The 18080-nt window shown below is 71.8% G+C and carries 14 protein-coding genes and 1 pseudogene; 7 read left to right on the top strand and 8 right to left on the bottom strand.

The features are described 5' to 3' along the window. Positions 1–31 precede the first annotated feature (31 nt). Both trhA and JNO44_RS27135 read left to right on the top strand, forming a co-directional pair. Positions 32–769, top strand: coding sequence for a PAQR family membrane homeostasis protein TrhA (trhA, locus tag JNO44_RS27140; RefSeq protein WP_205366469.1), 738 nt, complete (start codon positions 32–34; stop codon positions 767–769). Positions 770–1124: 355 nt separating this feature from the next. Continuing rightward, positions 1125–1751 (top strand): TetR/AcrR family transcriptional regulator, encoded by a 627-nt coding sequence (locus tag JNO44_RS27135; protein WP_205366468.1) that lies wholly within the window; start codon positions 1125–1127, stop codon positions 1749–1751. Here the strand turns inward: JNO44_RS27135 and JNO44_RS27130 are convergent. From JNO44_RS27130 to JNO44_RS27115, 4 genes are all read right to left on the bottom strand, one after another. Continuing rightward, positions 1741–2163: a MerR family transcriptional regulator gene (locus JNO44_RS27130; RefSeq protein ID WP_205366467.1), complete on the bottom strand. Its 423-nt coding sequence runs from the start codon at positions 2161–2163 to the stop codon at positions 1741–1743. The genes JNO44_RS27135 and JNO44_RS27130 overlap by 11 nt on opposite strands. A 25-nt stretch (positions 2164–2188) precedes the next feature. Further along, positions 2189–3556, bottom strand: coding sequence for an amidase (locus JNO44_RS27125; RefSeq protein WP_205366466.1), 1368 nt, complete (start codon positions 3554–3556; stop codon positions 2189–2191). 115 nt (positions 3557–3671) lie between these two features. Next, the gene (locus tag JNO44_RS27120) at positions 3672–4676 is read right to left on the bottom strand and encodes an MDR family NADP-dependent oxidoreductase (RefSeq protein WP_205366465.1); all 1005 of its coding nucleotides are present in this window, start codon (positions 4674–4676) and stop codon (positions 3672–3674) included. 149 nt (positions 4677–4825) lie between these two features. Beyond that, complete coding sequence (locus JNO44_RS27115) at positions 4826–6895, bottom strand: thioredoxin domain-containing protein (RefSeq protein WP_205366464.1); 2070 nt, start codon at positions 6893–6895, stop codon at positions 4826–4828. 484 nt (positions 6896–7379) lie between these two features. On the opposite strand from JNO44_RS27115, the pseudogene JNO44_RS43720 reads away from it, so the two are divergent. The 5 genes and pseudogenes from JNO44_RS43720 to JNO44_RS27095 form a co-directional block, all read left to right on the top strand. After that, positions 7380–7574: pseudogene (locus JNO44_RS43720) on the top strand (Uma2 family endonuclease); the annotation flags it as partial. Positions 7575–7944: 370 nt separating this feature from the next. After that, positions 7945–8109, top strand: coding sequence for a hypothetical protein (locus JNO44_RS27110; protein ID WP_205366463.1), 165 nt, complete (start codon positions 7945–7947; stop codon positions 8107–8109). Between the two features lie 271 nt (positions 8110–8380). Next, the gene (locus JNO44_RS27105) at positions 8381–9343 is read left to right on the top strand and encodes a thiamine pyrophosphate-dependent dehydrogenase E1 component subunit alpha (RefSeq protein ID WP_240167677.1); all 963 of its coding nucleotides are present in this window, start codon (positions 8381–8383) and stop codon (positions 9341–9343) included. A gap of 14 nt (positions 9344–9357) precedes the next feature. Further along, entirely contained in the window at positions 9358–10392 is a 1035-nt protein-coding gene (locus JNO44_RS27100; protein WP_205366462.1) for an alpha-ketoacid dehydrogenase subunit beta, read from the top strand. 288 nt (positions 10393–10680) lie between these two features. Continuing rightward, positions 10681–11475, top strand: a complete 795-nt coding sequence (locus tag JNO44_RS27095) for an aldo/keto reductase (protein ID WP_229921305.1) — start codon at positions 10681–10683, stop codon at positions 11473–11475. Between the two features lie 62 nt (positions 11476–11537). Here JNO44_RS27095 and JNO44_RS27090 read toward each other — a convergent pair whose 3' ends face one another. The 4 genes from JNO44_RS27090 to desII all read right to left on the bottom strand — a co-directional run bounded on the left by JNO44_RS27090 (position 11538) and on the right by desII (position 18050). Then, positions 11538–13991: a glycoside hydrolase family 3 C-terminal domain-containing protein gene (locus tag JNO44_RS27090; RefSeq protein ID WP_205366461.1), complete on the bottom strand. Its 2454-nt coding sequence runs from the start codon at positions 13989–13991 to the stop codon at positions 11538–11540. 63 nt (positions 13992–14054) lie between these two features. After that, entirely contained in the window at positions 14055–15275 is a 1221-nt protein-coding gene (locus tag JNO44_RS27085; protein WP_240167676.1) for a cytochrome P450, read from the bottom strand. Between the two features lie 20 nt (positions 15276–15295). Beyond that, a complete protein-coding gene (locus tag JNO44_RS27080) occupies positions 15296–16504 on the bottom strand; it encodes a cytochrome P450 (protein WP_205366460.1) in 1209 nt (402 codons plus the stop codon). A gap of 82 nt (positions 16505–16586) precedes the next feature. After that, a complete protein-coding gene (desII, locus tag JNO44_RS27075; RefSeq protein WP_205366459.1) occupies positions 16587–18050 on the bottom strand; it encodes a dTDP-4-amino-4,6-dideoxy-D-glucose ammonia-lyase in 1464 nt (487 codons plus the stop codon). Positions 18051–18080 lie beyond the last annotated feature (30 nt).

The raw sequence follows: 18080 nt of genomic DNA, 5'->3' as shown, positions 1-18080 counted from the left end.
TAACTTACGGTTGCGTAGGTAGCATTGCGCCATGACTTCCGCGCCCGACGCCGCCGAAAGCCGCCCCCCTGTCGCGCCGTCCAGGACCGATACCGGGTCCCCCGTCGCCACGGCGGTCGCCGCCGCGGCGGCGCCGCTCAAGCCGAAGCTGCGCGGCTGGCTGCATGCCGGGATGTTCCCGGCCGTCCTGCTCTCCGGCATCGTGCTGACGGCGCTCGCCGACAGCCCCCGCGGCCGACTGGCCTGCGCGATCTACACCATCAGCGCCTGCCTGCTGTTCGGCGTCAGCGCCCTGTACCACCGCGGCAATTGGAGCCCGCGGATCGACGGAGTGCTGCGCCGACTCGACCACGCCAACATCTTCCTGATCATCGCCGGCACCTACACGCCGCTGACGCTGCTCCTGGTGACGGGCACCCGGGGGCAGGTGCTGCTCTGGGCGGTCTGGGCCGCCGCACTGGCCGGCATCGCCTTCCGGGTCTTCTGGGTCGGCGCCCCTCGCTGGCTGTACACCCCCTGCTACATCGCGATGGGCTGGGCCGCCGTCTTCTTCCTGCCCGACTTCCTGCGCACCGGCGGCATCGCCGTCCTCGTCCTCGTCATCGTCGGCGGGCTGCTCTACAGCGCGGGCGGCGTGATCTACGGCATCAAGCGCCCCAACCCCTCACCGCGGTGGTTCGGCTTCCATGAGGTCTTCCACTCCTTCACCCTCGCGGCCTTCGTCGTGCACTACGTCGGCATCTCGCTCGTCGCGTATACGCATTCCTGAGGCCGGCCGGAGCCGCGCGACCGGCCCCACCGGTCTCCGGTCCGCCCTCCCGGCCGCCGCCCCGCGCGATCTCGGCCGCGGCCGCGAGGCCGCGGCCACGTGCCACGTCAGGGCCGCCAGCCCGGCCAGCACCAGGGCCGTCACCAACAGGCCGCCACCCAGCAGGAAGCCACCGACGCACAGCGCGGCGGCGAACGCGGTGTACACATGCATCACGGGTCGCACCACGAACCTCCTTTCGAATGTCACCGTCGGTAATCATTCCCCGGTCGCAGCGTGACACACCCCACTGACAGTCAGAGCTCTGTCAACGCACCACGCATCCGCCACACGGCGGATGGGGACAATGGGCCGCATGGTCCCCACACGCACCCCCGCCGCAGCGCCGCCCGGCACACCGAAACCCGGGCTGCGCGAGCGGAAGAAGATCCAGACCCGGCAGGCGATCCGCCGCGCCGCCTTCCGGCTCTTCGCGGAGCGGGGCTACGACGCGACCCCGGTCGACGAGATCGCCCAGGCGGCTGAGGTCTCCCCCAGCACGGTCTTCCGCTACTTCCCGGCCAAGGAGGACATCGTGCTCACCGGCGAGTACGACGCCCTGCTGGACTGTGGAATCCGGGCCCGCCCGCCCGGCGAGCCGATAGCCGAGACGCTGCGGCACGTCACCGTCGGGATCATGCACGACATCAGCGCGGCCGACCGCGACGAACTCCTCCAGCGGATCCGGCTGATCCGGGACGTGCCCGCGGTCCGGGGCCGCACCGCCGAACTCACCGCCCGCCACATCGACGTCATCAGCACCGCACTGGCCGAACGCACCGGCCGCCCGGCGGACGACCTGGGGATCCGCGTCATCAGCGCGGCGGCCCTGGCCGCCCTCCAGGAGGCACTGCTGCGCTGGGCCGAGGACTGCCAGGCGGCGAGCCCGGAGGCGCTGATCCACCGGTCGATGGACGTCCTGGCCCGCGGGCTCACCCTCTGAGCGGGCGGTCCCCCGCCCCGGAGCCCGACCGCCCGCCGGACTCCCCCAGGCGCGCCGCCAAGCGCTCCCGCAACCGGGACAACCGCGCGATATGGCCGTCCAGTTCGGCCAGCCGGCGCCGGGCCACCACCTCGACGGCCGCACAGCGCTCCGCGCCCGGTTCCTGCCCGATCAGGTCCGGCACGCCGTCCGGCGGCAGGGCGTGCAGCAGATGCGCGAAGGCCCGGACGTCGCCGACGGTCAGCCCCGCCTCGCGCAACTCACGCACGGCCCGCAGCCGGCGGACGTCCTCCGCGTCGTACTCCCGATGGCCCGACGGCGTCCTCCGGGCCGTCACCAGCCCCTGCTGCTCGTAGTAGCGCAACGCCCGCGGTGTCAGTCCGGCCGCTACCGCCGCGTCCCCGATACGCATCGGCCCCCCTTCGTCCCCCGCGGCGTCAGCGTTCGCTCGTCGGTGCGCCGGTGGCCCCGGCCGCTCCGTTCAGTACGCGCTCGACGCCCCTCGCCCAGGACAGCAGCGCCTCGTCCGCGCCGGACCGGCCCACCAACTGGAGCCCCAACGGCAGCCCGTTGGCGGCCCGGCCGGCGGGCAGGCTCAGCGACGGCAGCCCGGCGTTGCTCCACGGCAGGCACATGATCGAGGTACCGGTGGTGGTCAGGTCGGCCGGCGCGGGGCCGGTGGCCGCGGGGGTGATCCACAGGTCGATGCCGGCGTGGGCACCGTCGGCCGCGAGCCGTTCGCGGAAGGCGGCGCGGCGCTCCCGGGCGGCCTCGTAGGCGGCGTCCCCGATCGTCCGGCCCTCGCGGATGGCGGCCGTGGTCTGCTCCCGGTAGAGGTCGGCGTGGCGCGCGAACCACTGGGCGTGGGCGCGGGCGACCTCGTAGCGGTTCATGGTGAAGAGCTGCTCGACGATCGCCGCGAAGTCGGCCATCACGGGCACCTCGCGCACCTCGTAGCCGGCCGCCGCCAGCGCCGTGCGCTGGGCCTCGAAGGCCCTGCGCGCCTCGTCGTCGGCGCGCTCCAGATAGGGGCCGGACGGTACGCCCAGCACCGGCGGCCGGTCCGGGCGGTCCGCATCCGCGGCCCCGTCGCCGTCCGTTGGCCGCCACCCGTCGCAGAGCACCGGCGCGGCCAGCGCGATCCCCGCCACATCCGTCGCATAGCACCCGAGGGTGTCGAAACTGAGCGCGTTCGGAATGACCCCGTCGAGCGGAATGCGCCCGTAGGTCGGCTTGAAACCGACCACTCCGCAGTAGGCGGCGGGCCGGATCACCGAGCCGACGGTCTGCGTCCCGATGGCCAGCGGGACCATCCCGGCGGCGACCGCGGCCGCCGAGCCACTGCTGGAACCCCCGGGCGTGTGCGCAGGGTTGTGCGGGTTGCGGGTCGGCCCGGGGGCGGTCACCGCGAACTCCGCGGTCACGGTCTTGCCCGCGATGAGCGCCCCCGCGGCCCGCAGCCGGTCCACGACGGCCGCCTGCGGGCCGGCGAGTTCCTCGGGCGGCAGCGCCGAACCGGCCCGCGTGGGCAGCCCGTCGACGTGCACGATGTCCTTGATCCCGACCGGCACGCCGTACAGGGCGGGGCGTCCGGCGGATCCCGGCGGGCCGGCCGCGGCCAACTCCCGGGCCGCCGCCAGCAGCCGGGCGCGGCGCCCCGGCTCCGGCACGAAAGCCCGGAGGCGGGGATCCACGGCGTCGATGCGGTCACAGGTGCGGCGCACCGCGTCGGCGGGATCGTCCGCGCCGGACCGCAGCGCCGCGGCCTCCTGGACGAGAGAACGGCACCCGAGCAAGGTCGTCACCCGTGCAGGCTACCTGCGGGGCGGAAACCTTTCCGGCTCCTTTCCGGGGAAGGGCATTGCCGGATGCTGCCGCGTCCGCCGCTGCGCGCGGGGCCGCCGTCCCGTATGCCGGGCCTCACAACTCCACGAGTACCGAGCCCAGATGCTTCCCGGCAAGAAGTTCCTGCAGGGCCCGCGGGGCCTGCTCGATGCCGTGGAGCCGGGCGTGCGGGAAGGCGAGGGTGCCCTCGCGCAGCCCCTGGGCGAACAGTTCGTACCACTGCGGGACGATGTCGAGGTGGTCGTAGAGGGCCACACCGCGCATCGTGATGCCCCGGGAGAGCAGCGACAGGGTGTCGATCGGCGTGGTGGTCGCGGCCCCGTCGGAGAGCTGGGTGGCGAGCGCGCCCACGAGGGCGAGTCGGGCGCCGCGCCGGGCGACGGCGATCGCGGCCTGGAGCTGTTCGCCGCCCACGTTGTCGAAGAGCACGTCGATGCCCTCGGGGGCGGCCGCGCGCAGCTGCTCCTCGATGGGCCCGGCGCCGCGAACGACCACCGCGTCGAAGCCGAACTCCTTGCGGAGGCGGTCGGCCTTCTCCCGCGAGCCCGTACTGCCGATGACCCGGGAGGCGCCGCGGAGCTTGGCGATCTGGCCGGCCAGGGAGCCGACGCCGCCGGCCGCCCCGGTGACGAACACGCTGTCCCCGGGGCGTACTCCGGCGCCGCGGTCGATGCCCATCAGGGCGGTGGGCCCCTGCGAGAGGTAGCCGGCCGGATCGGGCAGCAGACCGGGGTCGAGGCGCTGCGCCTGCGCGGCGTCCACCAGGGCGTACTCGCGCCAGCCGAGGCGGTGCTGGACCAGGTCGCCCGGCTGGAGGTCGGTCCCGGGGGCGGCGACCACCTCGCCGACGGCGGCCCCGTGGAGCGGCTCGCCGACCACGAAGGACGGCATGGGGACGTCGGTGACCTCGTTCATCAGGGTGCGCATCACGGCGGTGACGGACATCAGGGAGTTGCGTACGAGTACCTGGCCGTCCGCCGGTTCCGGAACGGGGACCTCCACGATCTCGAAGAGGTCGTCGGTGACCGGCCCCGTGGGGCGGGCGGTCAGGCGGACTTCGCGGTGCGTGCGGTTCGTCATGCCCCGAGGCTAAAACCTGACGCGCACGTCAAGTTCAAGCCGGTCGCTGGCCCTAGGACCTGAGGCGGGGCAGCGGGCCTGAGGCGGGGCAGCCGACCGGATCCGGGCGGGAGGGGCCGGCCTACGGGGCGCGGCCCCTCCGCACGCCCTCAGGAGCGCAGTCGCTCCGCCAGCTCCTCCGGGTCCGTCGTGGGCCGCTCGCAGGTGAAGTGGCGGCACACGTAGGCGGCCGGTCGGCCGTCGACCAGGGGGCGCGCCATGAGCAGTGGCACCTCCGCGGCGGCGTCCTCCCCCGGGGCGCCCAGGGCCACCACCGCCCCTGGGGCGGTGCCCAGCAGCGCGGCCCGGTGCAGCGCGCGGGTGGCCGGATCGTCCGCCGGGCCGACCACCGCGACCTCGCGCGGCCCGTCCAGCGCGGCCTCGGCGACGGCCAGCCCCCAGCCGATGAAGCGCGGCGCCCGGCCGCCGAGGGCGGTGACCACGCCCAGGGCGCGCTCCGCGGCGTCCCGGTGCAATGCGCTGCCGGTCAGCGCCGCGTACGAGAGCAGCGCGCCGGCCGCGGCGGTCCACCCGGAGGGCGTGGCGTTGTCGGTCGGGTCCTGGGGGCGGCGGATGAGCCGCTCGGCGTCGGCGGCGGTGTCGTAGAGCGTGCCGTCCGGGGCGGTGAACTGCACCAGGACGGTGTCCAGGAAGAAGCCCGCGAACTCCACCCAGACGCCCTCCCCGGTGACCGAGGCCAGCGTGAGCAGGCCCTCGGCGACGTTCGCATAGTCCTCCAGCACACCGGCGTTGGGGCCGGCCGTGCCGTCCCGGGAAGTACGGTGCAGCCGGGCCTGCCAGTCCATGTGGACGCGGACGAGCAGGTCGGCGGCGTCGGTGGCGGCCTGGATCAGATCGGGCCGGTCGAAGTAGGCGCCGGTCTCGGCGAGCGCGGCGATGGCCAGGCCGTTCCAGGAGGCGACGACCTTGTCGTCGCGCTCCGGACGGGTGCGCTCCGCACGCGCCGCGAGCAGCCGCTGCTTCACCGACGCCACCCGCTCCACCTCGACCAGGCCGCCGGTGTCGGGGAGTTGCAGCACGGAGGCGCCCTCCTCGAAGGTGCCCTCCTCGGTGACGCCGAAATACGTGGCGGCGAACTCGGCGTCCCGCTCCCCCAGTACGGCGCGCAGCTGTTCCGGCGTCCAGACGTAGTAGGCGCCCTCGGCGTGCCGGCCGGACCCGTCGTCGCTGTCGGCGTCCAGCGCGGAGGCGAAGCCGCCCTGGTCGGTGCGGAGTTCGCGGACCATGAAGTCGGCGGTCTCCAGGGCGACCCGACGGGCCAGGTCGCTGATTCCCGCAGCGGCTCCGTCGCCGGCGGTGGCGCGCCACAGGTGGGCGTAGACGCGGCACAGCAGGGCGTTGTCGTAGAGCATCTTCTCGAAGTGCGGAACGACCCATTCCCGATCGACGGAGTAGCGGGCGAACCCACCGCCGAGCTGGTCGTAGAGCCCGCCGCGGGCCATCGCCGCGCAGGTCGCCTCGACCATCTCCAGGGCGCCCGCGGAGCCGGTCCGGGCGTGGTGGCGGAGCAGGAACTCCAGGGCCATGGACGGCGGGAACTTCGGTGCGCCGCCGAACCCGCCGTGCACCGCGTCGAATTCACGGGTCAGGCCCAACAGGGCGGCGGCCAGCTCCTCGGGGCGCGGGGGGCGCTGCTCGCCCTTGGCCAGCGACTCGGCCAGCGAGCGGCCCGCGAGGTCGGCCACGATCCGGCCGGCGACCTCGCCGACCTCGTCGCGCCGGTCGGCCCAGGCACTGCGGACCCCTTCGAGGACCTGCCGGAAGGACGGCATGCCGTGGCGCGGCTCGGGCGGGAAGTACGTGCCGAAGTAGAAGGGCTCGGCGTCGGGGGTGAGGAAGACGGTCATCGGCCAGCCGCCCTGACCGGTGGCGGCCTGCACGGCCTCCATGTAGACCGCGTCGACGTCCGGGCGCTCCTCACGATCGACCTTGACGGCCACGAAGTGCTCGTTGAGCAGCGCGGCGAGCTCCGGGTCCGCGAAACTTTCCCGGGCCATGACATGGCACCAGTGGCACGCAGAGTAGCCAACCGACAGCAGAACGGGCACATCGCGCCGCCGCGCTTCCTCGAAAGCCTCCGGCGTCCACGGCCACCAGTCGACGGGATTGTCGGCATGCTGAAGCAGATAAGGCGAGGTCACACCAGCCAACCGGTTCATACAGCCCAGCCTCTCACAAGGCACAACCCCGTCCACGAGACCCGCACCGGCCCTGCCTCGCTTGGCCGAGCTGCATTTGCGCGCCATCTCGCGGTGGGCGACAGCCTCCCCTCGTAACAACTCGCTTGGGGCCGGCGTTTTGTTGAGGCTGTCCGCTACACGGGCTTAAGGCTTCCTGCCCAGCGAGCCACGCGGGTGGGATGCGCCGTGGGCGAGGCGGACACGGTGGGTTCCTGCGGTGTCGCCGAAGTCGCATTCATCGCCGCAGGGACGTTTGAGAACCACTGAGCACTCGGAGGCGATGAACAAGCCGTAGGGGTGGTGAACGTCGTTGGTGGCGTCGCATCAGCCCTCGGCGATGCGCTTGCCCTTCTCGCCGTCTGGGGAAGCTTGCCCGCAAGACGCCGGCTTCGGGGACGGGGTCGCCTGCGCCGCTGAGCCCAGCAGCGCTGGAACTGCCGAAGCTCCTCGAAGGAGGCACGTCATGACCGCCGAGATGATGGCGCCCGCGTGGATGCATACGCAGATCAGCGCGGAGCAGTACGACTCCTGGTCCGAGGAGCAGTGTGCCGGCATTGAGGTCGTGGACGGGATGGTCATTGTGAGCCCGCGCGCGCCAAAGCGGCACAACCGGCTGGCCCGAATCCTGGCCAATGCGCTGGACGCCGTCGCAGGCCCTTCCTCCCCCGGAGGAGCTTGCCCGCCGGTGCCCGGAATCGGCCTTCCGCATCGCGCACTCCCGCATCCCCGGCTACCGCCAGTCCCTGGGCCTGGCAACCTCCAGTGCCTGGCAACCTCCAGTGCCTGGCAGCCTCCGGTGTCTGGCAGCCTCCGGTGTCTGGCGATCCTCGGTGACGGGCGAAGCCCCAATAGGGTTGGCGGTCCCAGGTGTCTGGCGATCCTGGAGATGACTGGTGCCGGCGGGCCGGGGGCAGAGCGGTGCGGCGGCGTGGGTGGTCGGCGAGGGCGGTGCCGGAGGGATCGACGTCGAACAGTGTTGACTGCGGCGGCCGGGCATTGAGTCGATCTCCCCTTTCGGATACCGCCCGTTGTACACCGAATTCGTCTACAGTGATCTTGCTGTACAGCGCACCGACAACGGTCCGACGGCCGTGGTGACCGTACGCGACACCGGCGACCGCGCGGGCGAGGGGACCGTGCACGCATATCTCGGCGTCAGCACTGACGCCACCATGCCGCAGGTGAAGAAGTAGCTCGCGCGGCTGCGCGAAGTCGGCCTTCAGGTCCGGTGAGAGCACACCGGTCGCGGTCACGATCAACAGACAACAGCAGCGGCACCGGGACGCCCGGTGCGCGACTGGCGGCGGGGCCTGCGCGAAGCGCAGCGTCCGGGTCGGCGCAACGGCGACCGTCCTCAAGGCATGCGGGACCGTCACCGTGCCGTGCCCGCGGCCGCGACCGCGATCGATCCCCGTATCGGGGCCCTGTCCCCCCTTGGAACTTTCTGAGAGCGAGGAACTTTTCGTGGAACCACGGCAGTTGCTGCGCAACATGGTGCGCATCCGGTGCGCCGAGGAAGTCATAGCCGACGTCTATCGCGATGAGCAGCAGATGCGCACGCCCGTGCACTTCTCCATCGGTCAGGAGGCCACCGCCGTCGGCGTGTGTGCCGCGCTGCGCCGCGAGGACGTCGTCTACAGCGGTCACCGCTGTCACGCCCACTACCTGGCCAAGGGCGGCGATCTGCGCGCCATGGTCGCCGAGTTCTACGGCAGGGAGTCCGGCTGCGCCTCGGGCCGCGGCGGCTCGGTGCACCTGACCGACCAGGAGGCGGGCTTCGCGGCCTCGTCGGCGATCCTCGGCGAGATGATCTCGGTGGCCACCGGTGCCGCCTGGGCCTTCGCCCGCGAAGGGGCGCCCCGTGTGGCGGCCACCTTCTTCGGCGACGGCGCCTCCGAAGAGGGCGTCTTCCACGAGTCCTTAAACTTCGCCGCCCTGCACCGGTTGCCTGTGATCTTCGTCTGTGAGAACAACCAGTACGCGCTGGGTTCGCCGGTCGACGCCCGCCAGCCGCCGGGCACCAGCATCACCGGCCGGGCCCGCGGCTACGGCATCCGGGCCGAGCAGGTCGACGGCAACGACGTCCAGGCCGTGTACGAGGCCGCACACAAGGCGGCGCTGCACTGCCGCGAGGGCAACGGCCCCTACTTCCTGGAGCTGGACACCTACCGCTGGCGCGAGCACGTCGGCCCGCACTGGGACCACGAGCTCGGCGTCCGCCCCCGGGACGAGGTGGAGTCCTGGATCGAGCGCTGCCCCATCCGCCGGACCACACAGGCACTGCGCGCCACCGACCCCGGTATCGAGGATGCGGTGGCCGCCTGGGACCGGGAGTTCCGCGCCGAGGTGCGCGAGGCGATCGCGCTGGCGAAGGCGAGCCCGTTCCCCCGTGTCGAGGACCTGCTCAGCGGGACGTACGAGAACTGAAGGGGATGCGGACGATGCGGAAACTCACCTACAGCCAGGCGATCAGCGAGGCGACGGTCCAGTGCATGGAGGCCGACCCGTCCATCGTGCTGGCCGGCCAGAGCGTCGACGACCACAAGGGGGTCTACGGCACCACGGGCGACGCCTTCGCGCGCTTCGGGTCCGCACGGGTGATGGACATCCCCAACGGCGAGAACGCCTTCGCGGGCATCGCCGTCGGCGCCGCGTCGATGGGACTGCGGCCCCTGGTGGTGCACACCCGGGACGACTTCATGTTCCTGGCCATGGACGGCATCTTCAACCTCGCCGCGAAGTGGCGCTACATGTACGGGAACCGGGGCAGTGCGCCGGTCGTGATGCGCGGGATCATCGGCCGCGGCTGGGGCCAGGGCGCCACCCACTCGCAGAGCCTCCAGTCGCTGTTCGGCCACTTCCCCGGCCTGTACGTGGCGACCCCGGCTTCGCCCGCCGACGCCAAGGGTCTGCTGATCAGCGCGCTGCGGGCGGACACCCCCGTCATCCTGCTGGAGAACCGCGGGCTGTACGGCCTGGAGGGCGAGGTCCCCGAGGAGCCGGTGGCGGTCCCGTTCGGCAAGGGGCGGATCGCCCGGGCCGGCGACGACATCACCATCGTGGCGGCCTCGCTGATGGTCCACGAGGCCGAGCGGGCCGCCGAGGTGCTGGCCGGCCACGGCGTCAGCGCCGAGGTGGTCGATGTGCGCAGTATCCGGCCGCTCGACGACGCGATGATCTGTGAATCGGTCGCGAAGACCGGCCACTTGGTGGTCGCGGACACCAGCTGGGCCCGCTACGGATTCTCGGCGGAGGTCGCTGCCGTGGTGGCGGAGAACGTGCCGCAGGCGCTGCGGGCGCCGGTGCGCCGGGTCACCCCGCCGGACTGCCCGGCGCCGGTGTCCTGGCCGCTGGAGAACGCGTTCAACCCCGGTGCCGAGACGATCACCCGGGCCTGCCTGGAAACGCTGCGCGCCGCGCAGGACTCCGTGCCGGAGATCGAGGACGTGATGGCCGGCTTCATCGGCCCCTACTGATCGGCGCCTGCTGATCGGCCCCTGCTGACGGTCGTCGGACCGTCGGACCGCCGGTTCACGGTCGCCCGCAGCGGTCACCGTGAACCGGCCCCTCGGCACCGCAGGGCACCCGTGCGCGCCGGTCGATCCACCGTGTGACGCGTACGGCAGCCGTGAGCACGCTGCCCGCGGGGTCGTCTCCCACCGGCCGTCTGTAGTCTCCAGGCGAAAACCTGGATGAGGAGGAACCGAATGGCGCAGTGTGACCGGACCACCTTCACGCTGGGTGGAGACCTTCCAGTTCACCGGATGGGATTCGGCGCCCTGCGGCTGACCGGCCCGGGCTACTGGGGTCCGCCCGAGGACCGTGCGGCGGCGCTCGAAATAGCCCGGCTGGCCGTCGACCTCGGCGTGTCCTTCATCGACACCGCCGACTCCTACGGGCTGGGAGCCAGCGAGGAAGTGCTGGCCGAGGCGCTGCGCCCGTACCGCGACGGCCTGGTGATCGCGACCAAGGCCGGCCAGTGCCGCCCCCGTCCCGAGCAGTGGGTACCGCTGGGCCGGCCCGAGTACCTGCGTCAGCAGGCCGAGTTGAGCCTGCGCCGGCTCGGGCTCGACCGCATCGACCTCTTCCAGCTGCACCGGATCGATCCGAAGGTGCCGGCGGCCGAGCAGTTCGGCGCGCTCAAGGAGCTGCAGGACGAGGGGAAGATCCGGCACATCGGGCTGTCCAAGGTCACCGTCGAGGAGCTGGAGCAGGCCCGTGAGCAGATCACCGTGGCCAGCGTGCAGAACCTGTACAACCTCACCGACCGGCACAACGACGAGGTCGTCGACTACTGCGAGAAGCACGCGATCGCGTTCGTCGCGTGGCTGCCGATCGCCCGCGGTGAACTCGCCGCCGAAGGCAGCCCGGTGACCGCCGTCGCCACCGAGCTGGGCGTGTCCACGAGCCAGGTGGCGCTGGCCTGGCTGCTGCACCGCTCCCCGACGGTGATCCCCATCCCCGGCACCAGCTCGCCGGTGCATCTCAAGGAGAACTTCGCGGCGTCGGACATCGTGTTCTCCGACGACCAGTTGGCCCGGCTCGACGCCCTCGGATGACCGCGCGCCCCGGGGGGAAGTGCCGAGACACTTCCCCCCGGGGCGGGTGGTGGGACCGTCGGTCAGGAGGAGGGCACCACGACCTTCGTCTGCAGCGGAAGGCTGGTCGAGGAGGAGCCGACGTACACGGACCTGGTACCGGCGCCGGTGGACCACCCGTGGGTGGCGCTGTTCCAGTACTTCAGCTGCTGTCCGGCGACGTGGACGGTCACCCGCCGGCTCTGGCCGGGCGCCAGTTCGACCTTGGCGTAGCCGGCGAGCGCCTTGTCAGCCTGCGGTGCCTTCACCTCGGGGCTCGCCCCCAGGTACACCTGCGCGACCTCCTTGCCGGCGCGCTGACCGCTGTTGCGCAGGGTGAAGCTGACGTCGTAGCCGTCGCCCGCCGGGACCGCCGACGGAGCGCTGTACTCGAAGGACGTGTAGGACAGGCCGTGGCCGAACGGGAACAGCGGCTGCACCTTGTTCTTGTCGTACCAGCGGTAGCCGACGTAGATGCCCTCGGAGTAGGTCTCCTCGTTGTCCACTCCCGGGTAGCGCTTCGGGTCGCCCGCGACGGGGGTGCTGTTCTCATCGACCGGGAAGGTCTGGGTGAGCCGGCCGCTGGGGTTCACGTCGCCGAACAGCAGCGCCGTCGTGGCCTGTGCGCCCGACTCCCCCGGGTACCACATGTCGAGCACCGCGGCGGTGCTGTCGAGCCACGGCATCTTGACGGCCGATCCGGTGTTGAGCACCACCACCGTGTTCGGGTTGGCCTTCGACACCCGGGAGATCAGCTCCGCCTGGCGGCCCGGCAGGGCCAGCGAGGTGCGGTCGGCGCCCTCGGCTCCGTCGTCGAAGGCGAACACCACGGCGGTGCGTGCGCCCTTGGCCGCGGTGACCGCCTGGTCGATGGCGGCCTCGGCGGCCTGCGGCGTCACCCAACTCAGGTCGAGCGTCAACGGCTTGGTGCCGGTGGTCTGCCCGGAGATGGCCAGCTTGTGCGCACCGGCCGTCAGCCGTACCGGCGCGCTGGTCAGCTTGCCGAATGCCTCACCGGCCTGGATCGGGGCGCCCCCGTCCAGCTGCACGGTCGCGGCGCCGCCGGTCACCCGCACGGCGAGTCGGTAGTCGCCGTCCTCGGGCACGGTCAGGGTGCCGTTGTAGATGGGGCCGACCGTGCCGGGCTGCAGCACCGTCCCGCCCGCGAAGGCGGGCGAGAGCGCGTCCTTCGGCAGGGCGCTGCCGGCCAGTTCCTCGCCGGTCGCGTAGGTCACGGCGCCGGCGCCGGCCCGGGCCCGGATGGTGTCGAGCGGCGCGGCCGCCGCGTCGGGCTCCACGTGTGCGCTGCCCAGGCCGGAGACCTTCGGGTCCTTGGCCGTGGGGCCGATCACCGCGATGCTCTTCGCGGCGTCACCGGTCAGCGGCAGTGCCCCGCCCTTGTTGCGCAGCAGCACCGCGCCGTCCTCGGCGACCTGCTGGGCGACCTTCGCCGCTCCTGCGGTGTCGCGCGCGGGACGCGCGGGCGGGTTGGCGCCCACCAGGCCGAACCGCTGCAGCTGGGTGACGATCCGGCTCACCGCGGTGTCCAGGGCGGCCATCGGGATGCGCCCCTCCTGGACGGCCTTCTTCAGCGGCTCGCCGAAGTACTTGCCGCCGGGCACCGAGCCGTTGACGCTGCCGGACCAGTCGATCCCGAGTTCCTGGTCCAGTCCCTTGGTGATCGAGTCGGTGCTGTGCGTGGCCATCCAGTCCGACATCACCCAGCCCTTGAAGTCCCACTGGGTGCGCAGGACGTCGTTGAGGAGTGCCGCGTTGCCGCAGGACGGGGTGCCGTTGACCTTGTTGTAGGCGCACATGATGGAGCTGACGCCGGCCTTCGCCGCGCTCTGGAACGCCGGCAGCTCGATCTCGTGGAGGGCCTGTTCGTCGACCTTGACGTCGACGGTCTCCCGGTTGTCCTCCTGGTTGTTCTCCGCGAAGTGCTTGGCGGTGGCCATCAGGCCCTGGCCCTGGATGCCCTGGATCTCCGCGGCGGCGGTGCGGGAGGAGACCAGCGGGTCCTCGCTGAACGTCTCGTAGTTCCGGCCCGCCTGGGGCACCCGGATGGTGTTCATCATGGGCCCCATCACCAGGTCCTGGCCCAGTGCCCGGCCGTCCCGCCCCATGGCCGCGCCGTACGACTTCGCCAGCTCGTCGTCGAAGCTGGAGGCCAGCGCGACGGGTGCGGGCAGGGCGGCCGCCGTGCCCTGGTTGAGCCGGATGCCGGCCGGGCCGTCGGCGGCCCGTATCTCGGGGATGCCGAGGCGGGGGACGCCGGGCAGGTATCCGACGCTGAACGGGCCGGAGAACGTCACCGTCCAGTGCACGAAGGACAGCTTCTCGTCCAGCGTCATCTTGCCCACCAGCGGGTTAACCGGCTGGTCAGACCGGACGCGCTGGTCCGCGGCGGCGACTCCGCCGTTCAACAGGGTGCCGACGGCGAGGAGGGCCAACAGTCGGGTCCCCGTCGACCGGCGCCTGGTGACTTGTACGGGCACGGCGTGCCTTCCGTTCTGTAAGTGCGGTGGGTGCGGTAGGTGCAGTGGGTCGGGCACGTGCGCTCAGGGGCGGGCGAAGGTGATCGGCAGCCGGTAGAGGCCGAAGAGCGTCGCATCGTGCTTGAAGGGCAGCTCGTCCAGCTCGGCGGCGGGCACGACGTCGGGGATCTTGTCGAACAGCGTGCCGAACGCGATCTCCAGCTCCGCCTTGGCCAGGTGCTGGCCGATGCACTGGTGCGGGCCGTAGCCGAAGGCGAGGTGATGGCGCTCCGTGCGGTGGATGTCGAACTCGTCGGCGTTCGCGAACCGCTCGTCCCGGTTGGCTGCGGCGGCGAGGCCGATCACGCTGTCGCCCGCCTTGATCACCGTGCCGTCGATCTCGATGTCCTCCTTGGCGGCCCGGCGCAGCCAGTCCGCGCTGGAGTGGTAGCGCAGCAGCTCGTCGACGGCCGCGGGCCACAGCTCGGGGTCGGCGCGCAGTTCGGCCACCACGTCCGGGCGGCGCATCAGCGTCAGCGCGCCGAGGCCGATCATGTTGGCGCTCGTCTCGTGGCCGACGATCAGCAGCAGCACGGCGGTGTTGACCAGTTCCTCGTGGGTCAGCGCGCCGGGGCGCAGCTGCTCGACCACCAGGCGGCTGATGATCCCCTCGTCGGGCTCCGCCTCCTTCGCGGTGACCAGCTTGTCGAGGTACTGGTAGAGGTCCATGAACGCGGCCGTGGTCTCCCCCGCGGTGCTGCTCTGGATCGCCACCGACGAACGGCTGTGGAAGAACTCCCGGTCGGCATAGGGCACTCCGAGCAGTTCGCAGATCACCATCGTCGCCAGCGGCATCGCGAGCGCCTCGACCAGGTCCACGGGGCCCTCGGTGGCCAGGATCCCGTCCACCAGCTCGTCGGCGGTCCGCTGGATCGCCGGGCGCATCGCCTGGACCCGCTTGACGGTGAAGTACGCGGTCAGCATCCGGCGGTAGACGCCGTGCTCCGGCGGGTCCATCCCGACGAACGTGCGGAAGTTCGCGCCCTCCCCCTCCTCACTCGGGGCGAGTGAGGCCAGTCGGGGCTGCTCGGAACTGATCCTTGAGTCCTGCAGCAGCTTGCGCAGCGGGTGGTAGCCGGTGACCAGCCAGGTCTCCTTGCCGTTCCACAAGGTGGCCTTGGTCAGCGGCCCCCGGGCACGCAGTTGGGCGTACCCCTCCGGCGGCGCGAACGGACACGTGCGTGCCATCGGGAAGGCGGGCAGCTCCTCGGGCTGTTCGGACGGGGGGACGGGCGTCTGCGTCACTTTGCCTGCTCCTCCCTCGATTACTCGCCCGACCAGCACACCGGCAGCGCGTGCGCGCCGTACATGACTCTGTCGTCAAGGGTCTGGATCTCCTCGGGTGACACCGCGAGGCGGAGGTCCGGGAACCGCCGGAACAGCTCCCGGTAGCCGACCTTCAGCGTGACCCTGGCCAGCTGCTGACCGAGGCACTGGTGCGGCCCGTAGCCGAACGCCAGGTGCGAGGGGCGACCGCGGGTGACGTCCAGCCGGTCCGGGTCGGCGTAGCATCGCGGATCCCGGTTGGCGGCGGCCAGCGCGCCCACCACGATCTCGCCCGCGCGGACCAGCTCGCCGCCGACCTCGACGTCCTCCTTCGCGCCCCGGATGGTACCGAGGTGCACGGTCGTCAGATAGCGCAGCAGCTCCTCCACGAGGTTTTCCTGTGCCATCTGGTCGTCGCCGCGCAGCGGCTCCAGCTGGTCGGGGTTCAGCAGCAGCGCGAGGGTGCCCAGGCCGAGCATGTTGGCGGTGGCGTCGTAGCCGGCGAGCAGCAACGGCAGTGCCATCCCGGCGATTTCCTGGTCGGACAGCCCGTTGTCCCCGGTGACCAGGCCGCTGATGATGTCGTCGGCGGGCTCGGCACGCTTGGTGCGCACCAGTTCCAGCAGATAGGTCCCCAGCCCGACGACCACGGTCATCAGCTCTTCCATCGGCAGCTGAGCGCTCATCAGGGCGTCGGAGCACTCCTGCAGGTACTCCCGGTCGTCGTAGGAGACCCCGAGCAACTCGCAGATGAGCAGGGCCGCGACGGGCTGCGCGAACTCCTCGATCAGGTCGACCGTGCCGCCCTTCTGTTCCATCGCGTCCAGGCGCCCGTTGACGATCTGCTCGATCCGCGGGATCAGCGCGCGCATCCGGCGAACGGTGAACTGCCCGGTGAGCAAGCGCCGGTAGTGGGTGTGCTCGGGCGCGTCCATCGAGATGAAGTGACCGGGCGGCACTTCGCCGCGCGCCTCCGGCGGTGTCTCCCTGATCGGTGAGGAGTGCCGGGCCAGGTACGTGCTGAACCTGGGGTCGGCCAGCACCGCGCGGACGTCCTCCTGGCGGGTCACCAGCCAGCCCAGCGTGCCGTCCGGGAAGCTGAGCCGACTCACCGGACACTCCTCGCGGAACCGTCGGTACTCCTCGGGCGGGTCGAAGAGGTGGGTCCGCTTCGTCGGCAGTGTCGGTGCGGGCTGGCTGTCGTTCATGCTCTGAACCTTTGCGGTAGGGGGGATGGTGTTCTGGTTGGGGGTGTGGGGGTGTGGGGGGTGTTCCTGGGTTCGGTGGGGGTCAGCGCAGGAATCCGCGCACGTCTCCCCAGCCCGCGGCCACGTCCGCCGTCATCTGGCCGAGCCGGGCGCTGATCACCTGGTCGTAGCCGTCCAGGAAGTACTCGTCGCCGGCCACCGGCTCGATCTCGCGCCGCTCGACGACGAACCGCTCGACGACCTCGGCCAGGCTGGTGTCGGGGGTGACCCGCCCGGCGATGTAGCGGTCGGCGCCCTTCAGGTCGGGGAAGCCCGCCTCGCGGTAGAGGTAGACGTCGCCCAGCAGATCGACCTGGACGGCGACCTGCGGGTGCGCGGTCGGGCGCATGGTCTCCGGGCGGATCCGCAGCAGCTCCGCGTCGACGCCGATCCGCTGGCTCTCCAGCGCGTAGCCGTAGTCGACGTGCAGCGTCGGCGTGTGGGCGCGGACCCGCTCGTCGAAGGCGGACAGCGCCTCCTGCATCTGTGCCCGCTCCTCCGGTGCCAGCTTGCCGTCGGGGCGTCCGCTGTAGTCCTCGCGCAGGGTGAGGAACTCCAGCGGCCGGTCGGGGTTGGCCGCGTTCAACTCGGCTATGTAGTCGACCAGATCGAGCAGTCGGTGCGCCCGGCCGGGCAGGATGATGTAGCTCAGGCCGAGCCGCGGCGCGTCCTGCCGTTCCCGGCGCAGCTCCTGGAACCGCATCAGGTTCTTCTTGACCCGGCTGAACGACGCCCGCTTGGTCGTGGTCGCCTGGTACTCGTCGTCGTTGAGGCCGTACAGCGAGGTGCGGATCGCGTGCAGGTCCCAGATGCCCGGCTGGCGGGCCAGGGTCTGCTCGGTGAGCGCGAACGAGTTCGTGTACATGGTGAGCTTCAGCCCGCGCCCGGCCGCCCGGGTGATCAGCTCGCCGAGGCCGGGGTTGGTCAGTGGTTCCAGGCCACCGGAGAGGTACATCCGCGCCGGGTTGTCGGTCGGCACCTCGTCGATGATCGAGGCGAACATCTCGTTGCCGCCGGCCACCGAGGAGTGCTCGTACTTCGCGCCGGTCACCCGGACACAGAAGTGGCAGCGGAACATGCAGGTCGGGCCGGGGTACAGGCCGACGCTGTTGGGGAACCACGGCTTTCCGTGCAGCGCCGCGTCGAGCGCGCCGGACCGCTCCACCGGAAGGACGGTGTTGGTCCAGTACTTGCCGGCCGGTCCCTGCTCCACCGCGGTCCGCAACTCCGGTATCCGCGCGAAGGTGTCGAGCAGCAGCCGGAACTCGGCCCGCTCGACACCGAGGCCGTGCCGGGCCGCCTCCAGCTGGGTGAAGGGCTCGGTGCTGTAGGTGCGGGCCAGCGAGACCAGGTGTGCCGCGAGCCGCTCCGCGTCGGCCTCGCCGGTACCGGCCGCCTCGCTCACCAGCGGCCGCAGCGCGGCGACCGCTGACGCGGGATCGGCGCCCGGCAGGGTGCAGCGCTCGATGACGCTCGGCTTGGATTGCAGATCCACCGGGCTACTCATGGCTTCAGGTGCCTTTCGTCGGTGCTTGGG

Origin of the sequence: Streptomyces noursei (genome assembly GCF_016917755.1) — a bacterium.
Classification (GTDB): Bacteria; Actinomycetota; Actinomycetes; order Streptomycetales; family Streptomycetaceae; genus Streptomyces; species Streptomyces yunnanensis.
This window is presented reverse-complemented; position numbering and strand designations above follow the sequence as displayed.

Excerpts from the sequence above, each read along its gene's own strand:
- JNO44_RS27115 (WP_205366464.1), bottom strand. The coding sequence starts at position 6,895 with ATGAACCGGTTGGCTGGTGTGACCTCGCCTTATCTGCTTCAGCATGCC.
- JNO44_RS27100 (WP_205366462.1), top strand. The coding sequence starts at position 9,358 with ATGCGGAAACTCACCTACAGCCAGGCGATCAGCGAGGCGACGGTCCAG.
- desII (WP_205366459.1), bottom strand. The coding sequence starts at position 18,050 with ATGAGTAGCCCGGTGGATCTGCAATCCAAGCCGAGCGTCATCGAGCGC.
- JNO44_RS27135 (WP_205366468.1), top strand. The coding sequence starts at position 1,125 with ATGGTCCCCACACGCACCCCCGCCGCAGCGCCGCCCGGCACACCGAAA.
- JNO44_RS27130 (WP_205366467.1), bottom strand. The coding sequence starts at position 2,163 with ATGCGTATCGGGGACGCGGCGGTAGCGGCCGGACTGACACCGCGGGCG.
- trhA (WP_205366469.1), top strand. The coding sequence starts at position 32 with ATGACTTCCGCGCCCGACGCCGCCGAAAGCCGCCCCCCTGTCGCGCCG.
- JNO44_RS27095 (WP_229921305.1), top strand. The coding sequence starts at position 10,681 with ATGGGATTCGGCGCCCTGCGGCTGACCGGCCCGGGCTACTGGGGTCCG.
- JNO44_RS27120 (WP_205366465.1), bottom strand. The coding sequence starts at position 4,676 with ATGACGAACCGCACGCACCGCGAAGTCCGCCTGACCGCCCGCCCCACG.
- JNO44_RS27080 (WP_205366460.1), bottom strand. The coding sequence starts at position 16,504 with ATGAACGACAGCCAGCCCGCACCGACACTGCCGACGAAGCGGACCCAC.